Annotated in this window: 12 protein-coding genes; 9 read left to right on the top strand and 3 right to left on the bottom strand. The window is 72.4% G+C overall.

Annotated features, from left to right (window positions below):
* Positions 1-482 precede the first annotated feature (482 nt).
* The 3 genes from rlmN to ABIC61_RS13950 all read right to left on the bottom strand — a co-directional run bounded on the left by rlmN (position 483) and on the right by ABIC61_RS13950 (position 3,649).
* Positions 483-1,715, bottom strand: coding sequence for a dual-specificity RNA methyltransferase RlmN (gene rlmN / locus ABIC61_RS13960; protein WP_144754353.1), 1,233 nt, complete (start codon positions 1,713-1,715; stop codon positions 483-485).
* Positions 1,716-1,756: 41 nt separating this feature from the next.
* Positions 1,757-2,698, bottom strand: coding sequence for a C40 family peptidase (locus ABIC61_RS13955; protein WP_144754356.1), 942 nt, complete (start codon positions 2,696-2,698; stop codon positions 1,757-1,759).
* A gap of 204 nt (positions 2,699-2,902) precedes the next feature.
* Positions 2,903-3,649, bottom strand: a complete 747-nt coding sequence (locus ABIC61_RS13950) for a pyridoxamine 5'-phosphate oxidase family protein (protein ID WP_354030385.1) — start codon at positions 3,647-3,649, stop codon at positions 2,903-2,905.
* Positions 3,650-3,671: 22 nt separating this feature from the next.
* On the opposite strand from ABIC61_RS13950, the gene pdxR reads away from it, so the two are divergent.
* The 9 genes from pdxR (at position 3,672) to ABIC61_RS13905 (ending at position 15,518) form a co-directional block, all read left to right on the top strand.
* Positions 3,672-5,099 (top strand): MocR-like pyridoxine biosynthesis transcription factor PdxR, encoded by a 1,428-nt coding sequence (gene pdxR, locus ABIC61_RS13945; RefSeq protein WP_354030384.1) that lies wholly within the window; start codon positions 3,672-3,674, stop codon positions 5,097-5,099.
* A 141-nt stretch (positions 5,100-5,240) separates the two neighbouring features.
* Entirely contained in the window at positions 5,241-6,626 is a 1,386-nt protein-coding gene (locus tag ABIC61_RS13940) for an ArgE/DapE family deacylase (RefSeq protein ID WP_354030383.1), read from the top strand.
* Positions 6,619-7,569 carry a phosphotransferase gene (locus ABIC61_RS13935; protein ID WP_354030382.1) on the top strand — a complete coding sequence of 317 codons (951 nt, stop codon included), beginning with the start codon at positions 6,619-6,621 and terminating at the stop codon, positions 7,567-7,569. The genes ABIC61_RS13940 and ABIC61_RS13935 overlap by 8 nt, the downstream gene beginning before the upstream one ends.
* Before the next feature lie 4 nt (positions 7,570-7,573).
* The gene (locus tag ABIC61_RS13930; protein ID WP_354030381.1) at positions 7,574-8,980 is read left to right on the top strand and encodes an aspartate aminotransferase family protein; all 1,407 of its coding nucleotides are present in this window, start codon (positions 7,574-7,576) and stop codon (positions 8,978-8,980) included.
* Positions 8,977-9,729: an ATP-binding cassette domain-containing protein gene (locus ABIC61_RS13925; protein ID WP_354030380.1), complete on the top strand. Its 753-nt coding sequence runs from the start codon at positions 8,977-8,979 to the stop codon at positions 9,727-9,729. The genes ABIC61_RS13930 and ABIC61_RS13925 overlap by 4 nt, the downstream gene beginning before the upstream one ends.
* The gene (locus ABIC61_RS13920) at positions 9,726-10,757 is read left to right on the top strand and encodes an ABC transporter permease (protein WP_354030379.1); all 1,032 of its coding nucleotides are present in this window, start codon (positions 9,726-9,728) and stop codon (positions 10,755-10,757) included. The genes ABIC61_RS13925 and ABIC61_RS13920 overlap by 4 nt, the downstream gene beginning before the upstream one ends.
* A gap of 144 nt (positions 10,758-10,901) precedes the next feature.
* Entirely contained in the window at positions 10,902-11,918 is a 1,017-nt protein-coding gene (locus ABIC61_RS13915; RefSeq protein ID WP_354030378.1) for a substrate-binding domain-containing protein, read from the top strand.
* A gap of 214 nt (positions 11,919-12,132) precedes the next feature.
* Positions 12,133-14,076, top strand: a complete 1,944-nt coding sequence (locus ABIC61_RS13910; protein ID WP_354030377.1) for an amidase family protein — start codon at positions 12,133-12,135, stop codon at positions 14,074-14,076.
* The gene (locus ABIC61_RS13905) at positions 14,073-15,518 is read left to right on the top strand and encodes an amidase (protein ID WP_354030376.1); all 1,446 of its coding nucleotides are present in this window, start codon (positions 14,073-14,075) and stop codon (positions 15,516-15,518) included. The genes ABIC61_RS13910 and ABIC61_RS13905 overlap by 4 nt, the downstream gene beginning before the upstream one ends.
* Positions 15,519-15,538: the final 20 nt, after the last annotated feature.

Below are 15,538 nucleotides of genomic sequence, written 5' to 3'. Positions count from 1 at the left end.
ACCAGACAAGCTGATGAGTCACGGGGTCAATAAATTGGCATTGACAATGTGCACGCTGTTGAGTTCTCAAGGACCAGACGCACTCCCCACTCGACTCGCAGAAGCGAGCGTCGCCGGAGAGGCTTTTGGTTTTCGTTGCCCGGGGAAGAACCGTGGCGGACAAGATCTCCGGGTCTGTGACCAGGTGACCGTCTCGGCCGTTCCGTTCTCCGCCTCAGCGGCAACGAGTGATTACTCTACGCAGAGGTGAACAGCAGCACCAACCCGGGCCACATCCCGGGCGTGTCGGCTGCCCGAGGCCCGGAAACACGCGGATCGTGCGAGGTCCCGACGAGTGTGCGACCCGGTAGGGGTCCCACCGTGCGCGGGACCTCGCACCCTACGCCCGCGCCGGCGTGACCCCGGGAACGACGGAAGGCACGGTGCGAACCCGCACCGTGCCTCCCGGACGAACCAACGATCCGAACGCGGACCGAACCGACCTACTCGGCCGCGGCCAACTGGCCGCACGCCCCGTCGATCTCCTTGCCGCGGGTGTCGCGCAGGGTCGTCGGGATGCCCGCGGCGTTGAGTCGGCGGACGAACTCGTCCTGCACGTGCACCTCGGACGAGGTCCACACCGAGCCGGGCGTCGGGTTGAGCGGGATCGGGTTGACGTGCACCCACCCCTTGCCACGCTTGTTGAGCTTCTCGGCGAGCAGGTCCGCTCGCCACGCGTGGTCGTTCATGTCCTTGATGAGCGCGTACTCGATCGAGACACGGCGACCGGTCTTCGCGTAGTACTCGTACGCGGCGTCGATCGCCTCGTCGGCCTTCCACCGAGAGTTCACCGGGATGAGCTCGTCACGGAGCTCGTCGTCCGGCGCGTGCAGGGACAGGGCGAACGTGATCGGGATGTTCTCGTCGGCGAGCTTCTTGATCGCCGGCACCAGGCCGACCGTGGACACCGTGATGCCGCGGGCGCTCATGCCGAGTCCGTGCGGCTGCGGCGCCACCATGGTCCGGACGGCGTCCATCACCCGCTTGTAGTTCGCGAGCGGCTCCCCCATGCCCATGAAGACGATGTTCGTGACCCGCTCGGCGTCGACGCGGTCCTTCCCGCCCTTGCGCGGGTCACCGCCGAGCTCCCCCGCGGCGATGGCGGCGTTGGCCCGGACGATCTGCTCGATGATCTCGGCCGTGGACATGTTCCGGGTGAGCCCGGCCTGCCCCGTGGCGCAGAACGGGCAGTTCATGCCACAGCCCGCCTGCGACGAAACGCAGAGGGTGATCCGGCCCGGGTAGCGCATGAGCACCGACTCGACCAGGGCGCCGTCGTGCAGCTTCCAGAGGAACTTGATCGTGTCGCCCTTGTCCGTCGCGAGCCGACGGGTCTCGGTGAGGAGCGGCGGGAGCATGCCCGCGACGAGTTCCTCGCGCTGGGCGGCCGGCAGGTCCGTCATCGTGTCCGGATCGGACGAGTAGTGCGTGAAGTAGTGCGTCGACAGCTGCTTCGCACGGAACTTCGGGAGCCCGAGCGCCACGACGGCTTCCTCGCGTTCCGACACGGTCATGTCGGCGAGGTGCACCGGCGGCTTCCCCTTCTTCGGGGACGCGAACTGCAGGAGCGGTCGGCCGGCGGTGTCGGTCGCCTGGGTCCAGCCCTCGGTGCGCGGACGCACCTGCGGACGAGCAGAGCGCTGCTCTTCGAAGGGGGTGCGGGTGTCGGGGGCCATCACTCCAGCTTACGGGAGGGAACGCCGGGCCACGAGCCGGCTCAGCTGCCGGCCGGCAGGACCCGTGCGAAGTGGTGGGCGGCCGAGTACATCGGGACGATGTCCACCGGGTCGCCGGGGTGCGGGGCCTGCAGCACGAGGCCGTCGCCGAGGAAGATGCCCACGTGGTCCTCGTTGTCGTACACGACGAGGTCACCGGCCTTCGCCTCGGACTCCGGGATCGTCGTCGCGGCGGCGTCCTGCGTCGGGACGTAGTGCACCAGCGGGATGCCGACGGCCGCGTACGCCACCATCGTCAGGCCCGAGCAGTCGATGCCCTGGTGGCTCGCACCGCCCTCGACGTACGGGTCGCCCATGTACTGCAGCGCCGTCGACACGATCGTCGCGCGGTCACCACCGGCGGAGAGCACCTTCGAGATGGCGTCCTCGGCCTGCTGTGTGCTGACGCCGAACTTCGTCACGATCGTCGGGTAGGACACCACCGTCGTGGTGGTCGTCATGCCGTCGGTCGACACGACCGGGACCTGGACGTCGCGGGCGACGGTGTACTCCTGCGCCTGCTGCGAGGTCGTGGTGCCGTGGTGTGCGTCGGTCGACGGGGTGGCCGCGTTCGCCGGCACGGACAACGTCAGGCTCGAGGTCACGGCGAGTGCCGGTGCGAGGAGGATCGCGGCGCGCTTGGCGTTCGCGGCCCGGCGGATGTGTCGCGGGTCCACCGCACGCTCGGCGCGGAGCGCGGCGGAACGGCTCAGCACGGCGGTCCCGGCCCCGGCGGTCGACGCGAGCGGGCGGTGCTGCGACAGCGACACGGAGCGGGCCGGCTTGGTGTGCTCCACGAACGTCGAGCGGGCGACGGCCGGGCCGAACGCGGAGCGGCGACCACGGGGACGACGCGGTGCACCGGTGTCGACGACGGACGGGCGATCAGCAACGGCAGGGCTGACGGCGGCGTCGGGTGCTGCGGGGAGTGCGTGGCGTCCCATGGTTCCTTCCGGGTCTTCACGAGCCGACCCGAGCAGGAGACGAGGCGACTCGGTTGGATAACGTATTGGTCACGAACCTGAACCCGGCTGGGCAGTCCCGGCGCGTTCCTGCGGGTCGTCACAGCCTCACCCCTTCCTCGCAGCCTGCTCAGATCCACCAGCAAGCGCCGGTCGGCCACCCCGCGCGGCTCGCCAGGCCAGCCGTCAGGCGGGCGTGGGCCGCATGACGGCGGCGATCCGTGCCTCCCGGCCGGCCGCCAGCGCGTCGAGGCGAGCCGCCGACGCACGCACCGCCCCGTCGACCGGGCTGTCCCCCGAGATGTCCCCCGCCAGCGGCGTCCCGGCGCGGACGGCGAGCGGCAGCACGCCAGCCCAGACCGCGTGGTCCTCGCCGTCGTCGACGGCCTCGCCGACACCGGCCGCGCGGATCTTCACGCTCGCGCGGTCGAGCGGGAGCTGCAGGACCTGGGTGGCGCGGACCTCCTTGGCGGTCATCTCGCGCACCTCGTCGCGACGGCCGGGCATGAGGTGGTCGGCGACCTGCCAGAGCGCCTCGGCGCGGAGGTCGTCGGGTACGACCGTGGCGTTCCCGACGATCATCGCGCTGCGGTAGTTCGCCGAGCTGTCGAAGGTCGACCGGGCGAAGACGAGCCCGTCGACGTGGGTGACCGTCGCGGCGACGGGGACGCCCGCCGCGCCGGCGTCGAGGAAGAGGCCGCCGCCGGTGGAGCCGTGCAGCAGCAGCACGGGACCGTCGCCCAGGTCGCCGACGCCGCAGAGGAACGGGAGGACGAGCGGGTGGCCGCCGCGGACGAAGCCGACGTGGGCGACGATCGCCTCGTCGAGGACCGCTCGCAGGTCGGCGGGGTCGTGGGACTGGCGGTCGCGCAGGCGGCGGACGGTGAGCGAGGGGCTGGCGGGGGCGTCGGACGGGAGGCTCGTGGTGCGCATGCGTGCCACGCTAGGTTCGCGAGTGGTCCAGTTGGTGGACCAGATGGGCGGTACTCCGGTGGACCAGTCGGGTGCGGGCAAGACGGCGGGTGTCGTGGCGCGGGTGCGCGCGATGGTGCAGGACGGCACGCTCCGTGCCGGGGACGCGCTGCCGTCGACCCGGGTGCTCGCGGCGGAGCTCGGGGTGGCGCGCGGCACGGTGGTCGCGGCGTACGAGCAACTCGACGGCGAGGGGTGGATCCGGACGCGGCAGGGAGCTGCGGCGAGGGTGGCTCCGGGGGTCCCGCGGACCGCGACCCTCGGGGCATCCGCACCTCGCGCGACACCCTCCCCGGCTCGCGACACCGCCTCGGCAGCCCCCGTGCTCGACGCCCGGCCCGGGATCCCGGCCGTGACCGCGATCGCCACCCGGGACTGGCGCGCGGCCTGGCGTGCCGCCGCCGATGCCCCCCTCCGGAACGCGCTGTCCGACCCCGCCGGCCTGCTCGAGCTCCGCGCGCAGATCGTCGCGCAGCTCGGCCTGAGCCGCGGCTTCGCGCCCGACGTCTCCCGCGTGCTCGTCACGGGCGGGACCTCCGAGGCGCTGTCGCTCGTGGTCGAGGCGCTGCGGAACCACCTCGGCCGCACCCCACGGATCGCCGTCGAGGACCCCGGCTACCGGTCCGGACGCCGTGCCTCGACGAGCGCCGGGGCCGAGCTCGTCGGGGTCCCCGTGGACGACGGTGGGCTCGACGTCGACGCCCTGCGCGCACTCCCGCCGGTGGACGCCGTCGTCGTCACCCCCACGCACCAGTACCCGCTCGGCTCCGTCATGCCGGTCGCCCGGCGGCAGCGGCTGCTCTCCTGGGCCGCCGACACGGCGACGATCGTCGTCGAGGACGACTACGACTCGGAGTTCCGGCACCGCGGCTCCCCCGTCCCCGCCCTGGCGGCGCTCGACACCGCCGGCGTCGTGCTGCACGTCGGCGGGTTCTCGAAGACGCTCGACCCGCGGCTGCGCTGCAGCTACGTGGTCCTGCCGCCCGGCGCCGTGCCGGACGCCGTCGCGGCCGCGCGGGTGGCGCGCGGCCCGGTCGTCGCCGAGACCGTGCAGGTCGCGCTCGCGCACCTGCTCCGGACCGGCGCGCTGCGCCGACACCTCGGCCGGGTCCGGCGGGACTACACGCACCGACGTGAGCTGATCGCGTCGCGTCTCGACGGGGTCCCCGGCCTGGAGGCACGTGCCCTGAACGGTGGACTGCACGCGGTGGTGACGTGGTCGGGTCCGGCGACCGCGCGTGCCGTCGTGGCCAGGACGGCACGGGCCGGGGTCCTCGTCAGTGCACTCGCGGAGTACGAGGTGGTTCCGGGCAGCGCCCCGGACGGCGTCGTGCTCGGGTACGGCGGGCTCACCCTGCCGGAACTCGACCGGGCGCTCGACGCGTTGCTCGGGGCTCTCCACCGCGTCTGACGGCTGCAAAACCGCGCCTTGGTCGGTTTCCTTGGTGTTTCGCGATCGTGAAGAAAAGTAACGTCACGATCATTCTGCTGGCGCTGTTTGTCACTTCTCGAACATGATTCGTGAACGTTCGACGCAGCGACAGGAGACACGGTGACCCACACCCCCGAACAACGCGAGGTGCTCGACCTCGTCGGCGCCCAGTTCGACGACGCCGTGCAACTCGTCCGTGACCTCATCGACATCCCGAGCGTCGGACCGTGGTTCGGCGACGAGGCAGCAGTGAGCGGCGAAGGCGCCGTCCAGGCCTTCCTCCGCGGCCACCTCGAGGGACTCGGCGCCGGCATCGACCAGTGGGAGCCCTCGGCCGCAGAACTCGCCGTGCACGCCGACGGGCCCGGGTACTTCGCCGACCGCGACTTCACCGGTCGCCCGAACCTCGTCGGACGGTTCCGCTCCGCCGCGGACGGGTCGGACTCCCCCGCGCTGATGTTCCTCGGCCACTGCGACGTCGTGCCCGGCGGCCCCGGCTGGACCGACGGCCCGTTCACGAGCTCGGTGCGCGACGGTCGGGTCACCGGCCGCGGCGCCTGCGACATGAAGGGCGGCATGGCTGCGGCCCTCGCGGCGATCCGCGCCGTGCGGTCGAGCGGCGTGCAGCTCGCCGGCGACGTCGCCTTCGCCTCCGTCACGGAGGAGGAGACCGGCGGCATGGGCACCCTCGCCCTGGTGCACCGCGGGTACCGCCCGGAGCTCGGCATCGTCATCCCGGAACCGACGAGCCTGCAGGTCGCGCCGCTGTGCCGCGGCATCGTCTGGGGCGAGATCACGATCCCAGGCAAGAGCGGGCACATCGAGATCGAGCAGCCCGACTGGCGGGACGGCGGCGCGGTGGACGCGATCGCGTACGGCCGCCGGCTCCTCGACGCCGTCGACGCGCTGAACGCCCGGTGGCGGGAGCTGCCGGAGAAGAACCACCGCCACGTGCCGCTGCCCTGCCAGCTCAACGTCGCCGAGATCGACGCCGGCACCTACCCGTCGTCGTGGGCGGGCTCGTTCACGATCCGCTTCGACGTGCAGTACCTGCCGGCCGAACTCGACGAGCACGGTGGCGGCGGGCTGGTCCGCGCCCAGATCGAGGAGATGGTCCGCGAGTTCGCCGGCGACGACGCCTGGCTCGCCGAGCACCCGCCGGTCGTGAACTGGCTCGTCGACGCCGACTGCGGCGAGACCGACGACACGCACCCGCTCGTCGTCGCGCCGCAGACCGCCCTCGACGCTCTCGGCATCGCCCCGGTCGTGCAGGGCGTCACGTGCCACACCGACATGGGCCTGCCGATCAAGGCGGGCGTCCCGACGATCACGTTCGGACCGGGCCAGCTCAGCGTGGCGCACCAGCCGGACGAGTACCTCGACCTCGCCGAGTACCGCACGTGCATCGAGGCGATGGCGCTGATGATCCTGGACCTCTGCGGTGTGGACGGGGCAGCTGTCGCCGCCTCCGCCGCGCGAGCGACCGAGGCGCACGCCCGTGTCTGACCTCCTCCCGCACCTGACCGCCCGCGGCGTCACCGGCGTCAGCGGCCTGCGCGACACCGGCTCCGAGACCGACCGCACCGTGCTCGTCGCGGCGGCGAGCGGCCCCGTCGTGCTGAAGCTGTCGTCGACCTCCCGGATGCAGGCGGCACTGCTCGAGGACGTCGCCGCGAACGACCCCACGCTGCCCGTCCCCCGCGTGCTGCACGACGCCGACGGCACCGCCGTCACCCCGACCGACGCCGGCGACCTGTTCGTGATGACCGCACTCGACGGTGTCCCGCTCGAGGACGTCGACCTCTGGCCGTCACTCGTCGACGACCTCGCCGACGTGCAGGCCGCGCTCGTCACGGCCCTGCGCGACACCGACGCCGCCGCGGCCCACGTGCCCACCGAGAACGACTGGTCGATCGAGACGGTCGAGCGGCACGAACGACTCGTGGACACCGTCGCGGACGACCGGCACCGCGCCGCCATGCACGCCGCGGTCGCGACCTACCGCACCGACCTCGGCCCCGCGCTCGCCACCATGCCCCGGCAGGTGCTGCACGCCGACGCGAACCTGTCGAACGTCCTCGTCGCCGACGGCAGGGTGAGCGGCGTCATCGACTTCGGCGACGCCGTCGAGGCACCCCGGGTGCTCGACGTCGCGGTCACCGCCTGCTACCTCGCCATCGCGCTCGGCGACTTCGCGCACCCGCTCGTCACCCGGTACACGGACCGCATCGCCACCGCCCTCGACCTGTCGGCGGCGGAACAGGCGCTCGTCCTGCCCCTCGCGTCCTGCCGACTCGTGCAGGCCGTGGTGCTCGCCCGCGACACCGCCCGCCGGGAACCCGCCCGCGCCGACTACGTCCTCCGGTACGACCGCGCCGCCGTCGAACTCCTCGACCGCACCGGGGCACTGCCCACGGCCCCCGTCCACCTCACCTCGAAAGGCGCGTGACCACGTGCAGCAGATCGACGTCCCCGCGGTGCCGGCCGCGACCGCCATGGTGAACCGCTTCGACCCGGCCGACGCGGGGCTCCTGCCGGCGGCGGACCAGGCGCTCCTCGCCCGGCGCCGCGAGGTCCTCGGCGACATCTACCCGCTCTTCTACGCCCGACCGATCCACGTGGTCCGCGGTGCCGGCGCGCGGCTCTGGGACGCCGACGGCACCGAGTACCTCGACGCGTACAACAACGTGCCGGCGGTCGGCCACGCGAACCCGCGCATCGCCACCGCGGTGCACGAGCAGCTCACGCGGATGAACACGCACACCCGGTACCTGCAGGACGGCATCGTCGCCTTCGCGGAACGGTTCCTGCAGACCCACCCGGAGCACCTCGACCGCGTGATCTTCTCGAACTCTGGGTCCGAGGCGAACGACCTCGCGATCACCATCGCCCAGTGGCGGACCGGCAACCAGGGCGTCATCGTGACCGAGAACGCCTACCACGGCACGACCCGGCTGCTGGCGGGCCTCTCACCGGAGAACGGCCCGACGATGCCGCTGCACCCCTGGGTGCGGACGGTCCCGGCGCCGGACACGCACCGGGACGGCGACCGCGCCGGCGAGCTGTTCGCCGCCGCGATCACCGCCGCGGCCGCGGACCTGGACCGGCACGGCTTCGGACTCGCCGCCCTGCTGCTCGATTCGATCATGTCGACGGACGGCATCTTCCCCGGTGCGCCGGGGATGCTCGTGCCGGCGTACCGCGCGACGCACGCCGCCGGCGGACTCGTCATCGCGGACGAGGTACAGCCGGGCGTCGGCCGGACCGGCGACGCGATGTGGGGGTTCCAACGCCACACCGCGACCGAGCCGCCGCGACCCGTGGGAGCCGACCCGCGCCTCCAGGCCGACGGCCACGTCGACATGGTGACCTGCGGCAAGCCGCTCGCCGGCGGACTCCCGATCGGCACGCTCGTGCTCGGGTCGGCACTCAGCGACGGGTACGCCGAGGGCCACCGCTACTTCAACACGTTCGGCGGGAACCCGGCGTCGATCGCCGCGGCCACCGCGGTGCTCGACGAGGTGCAGGAGCGCGGGCTCGTCGAGCACGCCCGCGACCTCGGCGCATCGCTGCTGCAGGGCATCGCAGAGCGGTCCGCCGGTTCCGGACTCGTGGCGGACGTCCGCGGCGCCGGGCTGTTCATCGGCGTCGAGATGGCCGGCCCCGCGGCCGGCGCGCTCGCGAGCCGCGTCGTCAACGGGCTGCGCGCCCGGAACGTGCTCATCTCGGCGGTCGGATCGGACGGCCGTGTCCTGAAGGTCCGCCCACCGCTCGTCTTCACCCACGAGGACGCCGACGCGTTCCTCGACGCCTACGACTCCGTGCTCACCACGCTCCAGCAGGAAGGACCCCTCTCATGAGCGACGCACCCACCGCACCCCGCGAGGTGCTCGGCATCTCCGGCGTCGGCAAGAACTTCGGCGCCGTCCGTGCCCTCCGCGACATCGACCTCAGCGTGCAGGCCGGCGAGATCGTCGCCCTGCTCGGCGACAACGGTGCCGGCAAGTCGACCCTGATGAACATCATCTGCGGCTCGAACACCCCCGACGAGGGCGAGATCCACGTCAGCGGGCAGCCGATGTCAGGCCTCGCCGACGCGAAGCGCCTCGGCGTCGGCGTCGTCTACCAGGACCTGGCACTGGCACCGCACCTGTCCCTGACCGAGAACCTGTTCCTCGGCAACGAGCTCCGTCGCGGCCCCTGGCTCGACCGGAAGCGGATGCACGCCGAGGCCCGCGCCGCGATCGAGAAGCTCGGCATCTCGACGCTCCGCGACGTCCGGCTGCCGGTCGGGTCGCTGTCCGGCGGCCAGCGTCAGGTGCTCGCCGTCGCCCGCGCCATGAAGTGGGCGTCGGACCTGATCCTGCTCGACGAGCCGACGGCCGCCCTCGGCCCGAAGCAGGTCGGCATCGTGCTCGACTCGATCCGCATCGCCGCCGACCACGGCCTCGGCGTGATCCTCGTGTCGCACGACATCCCCAACGTCCTGAAGCTGGCCGACCGCATCGTGATCCTCCGCCACGGCACGATCATCGCGGACATGCGCCCAGCCGGACTCTCCGTGGCCGACGTGATGACCGTGATGGTCGGAGACGAGGAAGCAGCATGACCGCAGCAGCACCCAACGCCAGCACCTCGATGGGGTCGGCGCCCGCCCTGAAGCACGGCGTCGCCCGTGTGTTCGGGAACCGTGCCGTGCAGATCATCGCCGTCGAGGTCGTCCTCATCGCGGTGTTCCAGACGCTCTCCCCCAGCGGCGCGTTCCTCAGCGAGGCGAACCTCCGCGGCATCCTGCTGACGGCGTCGCAGGTGCTCCTGCTCGCCGCAGGCCAGGCGGTGCTGATGTCCGCCGGACAGATCGACATCTCGCAGGGTGCCGTGCTGATCCTGTCGTCGGTCGTGTCCGGGCAGGTGATGATCGCGATGGGCACGTCCTCGCCCGTCGGCGTCGTGATCCTCGTCGGACTGGTCGTCGCGATCGGCACCGGCGCGGTGCTCGGCGCGGTGAACGCCCTGTTCGTCGGGGTCGTCGGGATCAACTCGCTCGTCACCACCCTCGGCATGCTGTCGCTCGCCACCGGCATCGCGCAGGTCGCCACGAAGGGCGTGAACCTGGTCGGGATCCCCGCGGAGCTGGCCGCCGGGTTCGGATCGGCCACGATCGGCGCCTTCCCGGTCCCGACCATCGTCGGGCTCGTGATCCTCGCCGTCATCTGGGCGCTCTACCGGTACACCGCCTGGGGCACCCACACGCTGGCGATGGGCTCGAACTTCCTGGCCGCCCGTCGTGTCGGCATCAAGACCCTGGTCAACACGATCGGCATCTTCGTCCTGTCGGCCGGGCTCGCCGGACTCGCCGGGTTCATCGACCTGGCGCGCTACTCGACCACGAACATCTCCGGGCACACGAACGACTCGATGGCCGCGATCGCCGCCGCCCTGATCGGCGGGACGGCACTGACCGGCGGTCGGATCAACTTCCTCGGCGTGATCGTCGGCGCGTTCCTGGCGATCATCCTGCAGTCCGGGCTCGTGATCATCAACCTGTCGCCCTTCTACCAGACCATCGCGATCGGAGCCATGCTCCTGGTCGCCGTCAGCTTGGACCGCAGCAGCCGCAACCGGCGCACGACCTAGCGGTCGCTCCGATCCGGCCGGGAGGCGCGGCGCACCCTGCGTCGAGCCGCCCGGGTCCAGGAACCCACCGTTCCACCCCCGCCCCACCCCAACCCGCTCCACGGCACCACCTCCTGTCCACCCCCTCCCTGCTAGGAGACCCCCGTGTTCCGTTCCAAGACCACCTCCGTCCTCGCCGCCGCGTCGGCGCTCGGCATCGCCGTCGTCCTCGCCGGCTGCTCCACCGGCTCGAGCGCCGCCTCCGGCGACTCGTCCTCGGCCGGGAAGACCATCGCGATGGTCACCCCGGAGTCCACCGGCGAGTTCTACGGCACCATGTACTGCGGTGCGAAGGCCGCCGCCGAGAAGGAGGGCGTGACCCTCAAGATCCAGGGCACCCCCGAGACCACCACCGACGCCGAGATGCAGGTCCTGCAGTCGGTGCTCGCGACGAACCCCGACGGCCTGCTGCTGACCGTGTGGGACAACACCGCGTTCAACTCGACCCTGAAGTCGTACACCGACTCCGGCAAGCCGCTCGTGATGCCCGACTCGTTCCTGTCCAACAAGGACTACGTGCAGTCGATCCGCACCGACAACTACCAGTCGTCATACGATGCCGCGGTCCAGGCGATCAAGGACTTCAAGCTGACCACCGGCAAGGTCGTCATCGTCACCGACTCCCCCGGCAACCAGGTGCAGTCCGACCGCGCCAAGGGCTTCAAGGACGCCATCGAGAAGGAGAGCAAGCTCACCGCGCTCGACATCCAGTACGTCGGCGGCGACTCGGCGAAGGCCTCGCAGACCGTCTCGTCGCAGCTGTCGGCGAACTCCGACGTCAAGCTCGTCTTCTCGACGAACATCGGCGCCGGCACCGGTGCGGCGAACGCCATCTCGGCCTCGGGCGACGACGACATCGTGCACGTCGGCTACGACACCGCGTCGAACCAGGTCGCCTCGCTCAAGAAGGGCGAGTACGACGCCCTCGTCGCGCAGGACCCGTACACCGAGGGCTACGACGCCACCGAGCTCATGGCGAAGCTCGTCAAGGGCGACACGAAGGCCTCCGACGTGAAGGAGCAGACGGTGTACTCGCCGTGGAAGCTCGTCACGAAGGACAACGTCGACGACGCCGACGTGGCGAAGTACCTCTACACCTCGGACTGCTCGAAGCTCGGCTGACCCGTCCCACCCCGGGTGCGGAGCGGGTCCGCCCGCTCCGCACCCTCCCCTTCTTCCCCCACGGCACCTGGAGGCCCGCGATGCTGGACAGCGACATCGCCACCCTGCGCGAACGGCTCGAGCGTGGCGACACCACGGCGCTCGCCCTCGCGCAGCACGCGCTCCGACGGGTGGCCCGGCTGGACCGTGACGGCCCCGCCTCGGCGCGGTCCCGGTGCTCGATCCGCGGCTGCTCGAGCGCGCGGCGGCGAGTGACGCGGAACGGGCGACAGCCGCGGCCGGGGCCTCGGCGCCGCTCGGGCCGCTGCACGGGATCCCCTTCACCGTGAAGGACAGCTTCGCCGTCGCCGGAGTGACCGCCGCCGCCGGGTCCCCCGCGTTCGCGAACACCGTCGCCCGCACCGACGCCGTCGTCGTCGAGCGCCTGCTCGCCGCCGGCGCGCTGCTCGTCGGCAAGACGAACATGCCACCGATGGCGATCGGCGGCGGCCAGGCCGGACTCTACGGCCGCACCCGCAGCCCGTACTCCCCCGAGTGGCTCGCGGCCGCGTGGCACTCCGGGTCGTCGATCGGCAGCGGTGTCGCCGTCGCCGCGGGGTTCTGCGCGTTCGGCCTCGGCGAGGAGACAGTGTCCTCCGGGCGGTCCCCCGCGTCGAACAACGCACTGGTGGCGTACACGCCGTCGTGGGGCGTGGTGCCGAGTGCCGGCAACTGGCCGCTGCACCCGTACCGCGACGTGGTCGTGCCGCACACCCGCACCGTCGCCGACCTGCGCGAGGTGCTCGCGGTGATCGCGGGGCCCGACGACCGGGACGTCTGGCGGCAGCAGGACACGGTGGACGTGTCGGCGGCCGACACCGTCGCCGCACGGTTCCGCACCCGCACGGCCGGCGCCGATCCGACACCCCTCGACGGACTGGTCGTCGGCGTCCCGACGCTGTACGTCCCGGCACCCGGGGTCAGGGCCACCGATGACGCCCCGTCCCCGATCCCGCTCCGGCCGAGCATCCGCGCACGCTGGGAGGCCCTGGAGCGCGAACTCACCGCTGCCGGAGCCCGGGTCGTCCGCGTCCGGTTCCCGCTCGTCGAGGCGTACGAGGGTCGTGGCACCGCCCCCTCGCTCGAGGACAGCGGGCACCTCGATGCCGGCTGGACCGCGTTCGAACTGCGCGAACTCGTGACGTGGTCCTGGCAGCGGTTCCTCGACGACCACGCCGTCGAACCCGTCACGCTCTCCGCCCTCGCCCCCGGAGCCATCCGACCGGACCCGCCGTACGCCGTCGACGCGGTCGAGAACGGCCGGCTCCACCCCGGTCGCGACGTCTTCGACTTCTCGGCGATCACCCGCGACGCACCCCTGCCCGACGACGCGGTCCGCGCGGTCGTCGGGCCCGCGGTCGCCGGACTCGACCGCGCCCGCCGCGAGCTCTTCGAGGGGTGGCTCCGACAGGAGGGCATCGACGTCCTCGCCTTCCCCGCGAACTCCGACGTCGGCCCGTACGACGCCGACGTCGACCCCGCGGCCGCCCGCGCGGCCTGGGCGGACGGTGCCGTCTTCTCGACGACGAACCACGTACTCCGCCGCGTCGGCATCCCGAGCGTCACGATCCCGATGGGCACGATGGCAGACACCGGCATGCCGGTCGGCGCGACCGTCTGCGGCCCGGCCTGGTCGGACACGCACCTGGTCGACGTGGCGGACGCCCTGGAGGCACGGCTCGCCCCGCGCACGCGCCCGCCGCTCCCACAGGTGGTCGCCCTCGGCGCGGTGCGCTCCCCCGGTGCGGCCCCGTCCACCGGCCGCCGGCCCGGCGACCGCACGCACGGCAGCGCCGTCCTCGACGGGGTCGCGACGATCGCCGACGACGGGGGCGTGCTCGTCGAACTGCACGCCACGATCACCGACGAGGATGCCGCGGCGACCGCCTGGGTGGAGGTCGGTTCCCAGTCGGTGACCGTCCCGACCTCCGGCACCACCGCCGTGCGCTTCCACCTCGGCCCCGACACCCGACGCGTGCACCGGAGCACCCGTGTCCTCGCCCTGCTCACCGTCGTCGGACAGGACGGCCTCGTCGCCGCCGCCGACGTCCTCGACCTCCCCTTCCACCGCCCGGCCCCCGGACTCCGTCCCACCGAACCGATCAGGAGCACTCCGTGACGACCATCCCCGCCACCGACCCGACCGCCACCGCCACCCCGCTGCACTGGCGGACCGCGACGGACCTCCGCGACCAGATCGCCGACGGCTCGCTGACCGCGGTCGAGGTGATGACGGCGTTCTACGACCGCATCGAGGCGACGAACGACGCCGTGAACGTGATCGTCTACCGGCTGCCGCGCGACGAGGCACTCGCCCTGGCCGCCGAGGCCGATGCGCACCGTGCCTCGGGTGCGGCGCTCGGGTCGCTGCACGGCCTGCCGATCGCGATCAAGGACCTGGTCGACGTCGCCGGGATGCCGACCTCGCGCGGGTCCCGCGCGTTCGCCGACCGCGGTCCGATGCCGACCGACGCCCCGCACGTCGCGAAGCTCCGCGCCGCCGGTGCCCTCGTCATCGGCAAGACCAACTCACCGGAGTTCGGCGTCGGCACCGTCACCTGGAACGACGTCTTCGGCATCACCCGCAACCCGTTCGACCTGTCCCGGCACGCCGGCGGTTCGACCGGCGGCGTCGCTGCCGTCGCGGCGGGCATGCTCCCGTTCGCCGACGGGTCCGACTCCGGCGGCAGCCTCCGCTACCCGGCGTCGTTCTGCAACGCCGTCGGGCTCCGCACCACGCCGGGCCTCGTGCCCGCCGCGCAGGGAGCGACCTCGTGGGAGCCGCACTCGGTGAACGGCCCGGTGGCCCGGAACTGCCGCGACGTCGCACTGCTGCTCACCGGGATGTCCGGCACGGACCAGCTCGCACCACTCTCCGCCGGCCGCGCAGTGGCGACCGAGCTCGGCGGCGTCACGACCACCCCGATCCGGATCGCCTGGAGCGACGACCTCGGCGGGCTGCCGATCTCCGCCGAGGTCCGGGCCGCCCACGCCGCCACCCGTGCCACGCTCGAAGCCGCCGGGGTCGAGGTCGTCGACGTCGCGATCGACACCGAGGGACTCGACGAGACCTGGCAGACCATCGAGCTGTTCGGCTGGTTCGCCCTGCTCGGCACCGACCCGATCGAGCACCCCGAGGCGTACCGCGACGACTTCGTCCGGAACGTCACCGAGGCGGCGGGCTACCCGTCCGGGCAGATCATCGCCGCACTCGACCGCCGGTACCGCGCGTACACCGAGATGGCGACGTTGCTCGAGGGCTTCGACGCCTTCGTCGTCCCCGGCGCACCGGTGGTCGCTCCGGACGCGGGCGACAAGTGGGTCACCGAGGTCGACGGCACCGAGTTCGACCGGTACTTCCTCTGGCAGCGCCTGGCCTGCCGGCTCGTCCCGTCCGCGCACCCGGTGCTCGCGATGGCCGCCGGGTTCGGCCCGGAGACCGGCCTGCCCGTCGGCATCCAGGTCGTCGGCCGCTACGGCGCCGACGACGAGCTTCTCGCGCTGGGTGATCGCCTCGAACGCATCCTCGGCGTGTCCGACGTGCACCCCGAGCTCGGCTGATGGCGGCCGGTACAGTGATC

The sequence above is a fragment of the Curtobacterium sp. 1544 genome (assembly GCF_040544915.1).
Lineage (GTDB): Bacteria > Actinomycetota > Actinomycetes > Actinomycetales > Microbacteriaceae > Curtobacterium > Curtobacterium pusillum_C.
This window is presented reverse-complemented; position numbering and strand designations above follow the sequence as displayed.

Excerpts from the sequence above, each read along its gene's own strand:
- ABIC61_RS13950 (WP_354030385.1), bottom strand. The coding sequence starts at position 3,649 with ATGCGCACCACGAGCCTCCCGTCCGACGCCCCCGCCAGCCCCTCGCTC.
- ABIC61_RS13955 (WP_144754356.1), bottom strand. The coding sequence starts at position 2,698 with ATGGGACGCCACGCACTCCCCGCAGCACCCGACGCCGCCGTCAGCCCT.
- ABIC61_RS13925 (WP_354030380.1), top strand. The coding sequence starts at position 8,977 with ATGAGCGACGCACCCACCGCACCCCGCGAGGTGCTCGGCATCTCCGGC.
- rlmN (WP_144754353.1), bottom strand. The coding sequence starts at position 1,715 with ATGGCCCCCGACACCCGCACCCCCTTCGAAGAGCAGCGCTCTGCTCGT.
- ABIC61_RS13920 (WP_354030379.1), top strand. The coding sequence starts at position 9,726 with ATGACCGCAGCAGCACCCAACGCCAGCACCTCGATGGGGTCGGCGCCC.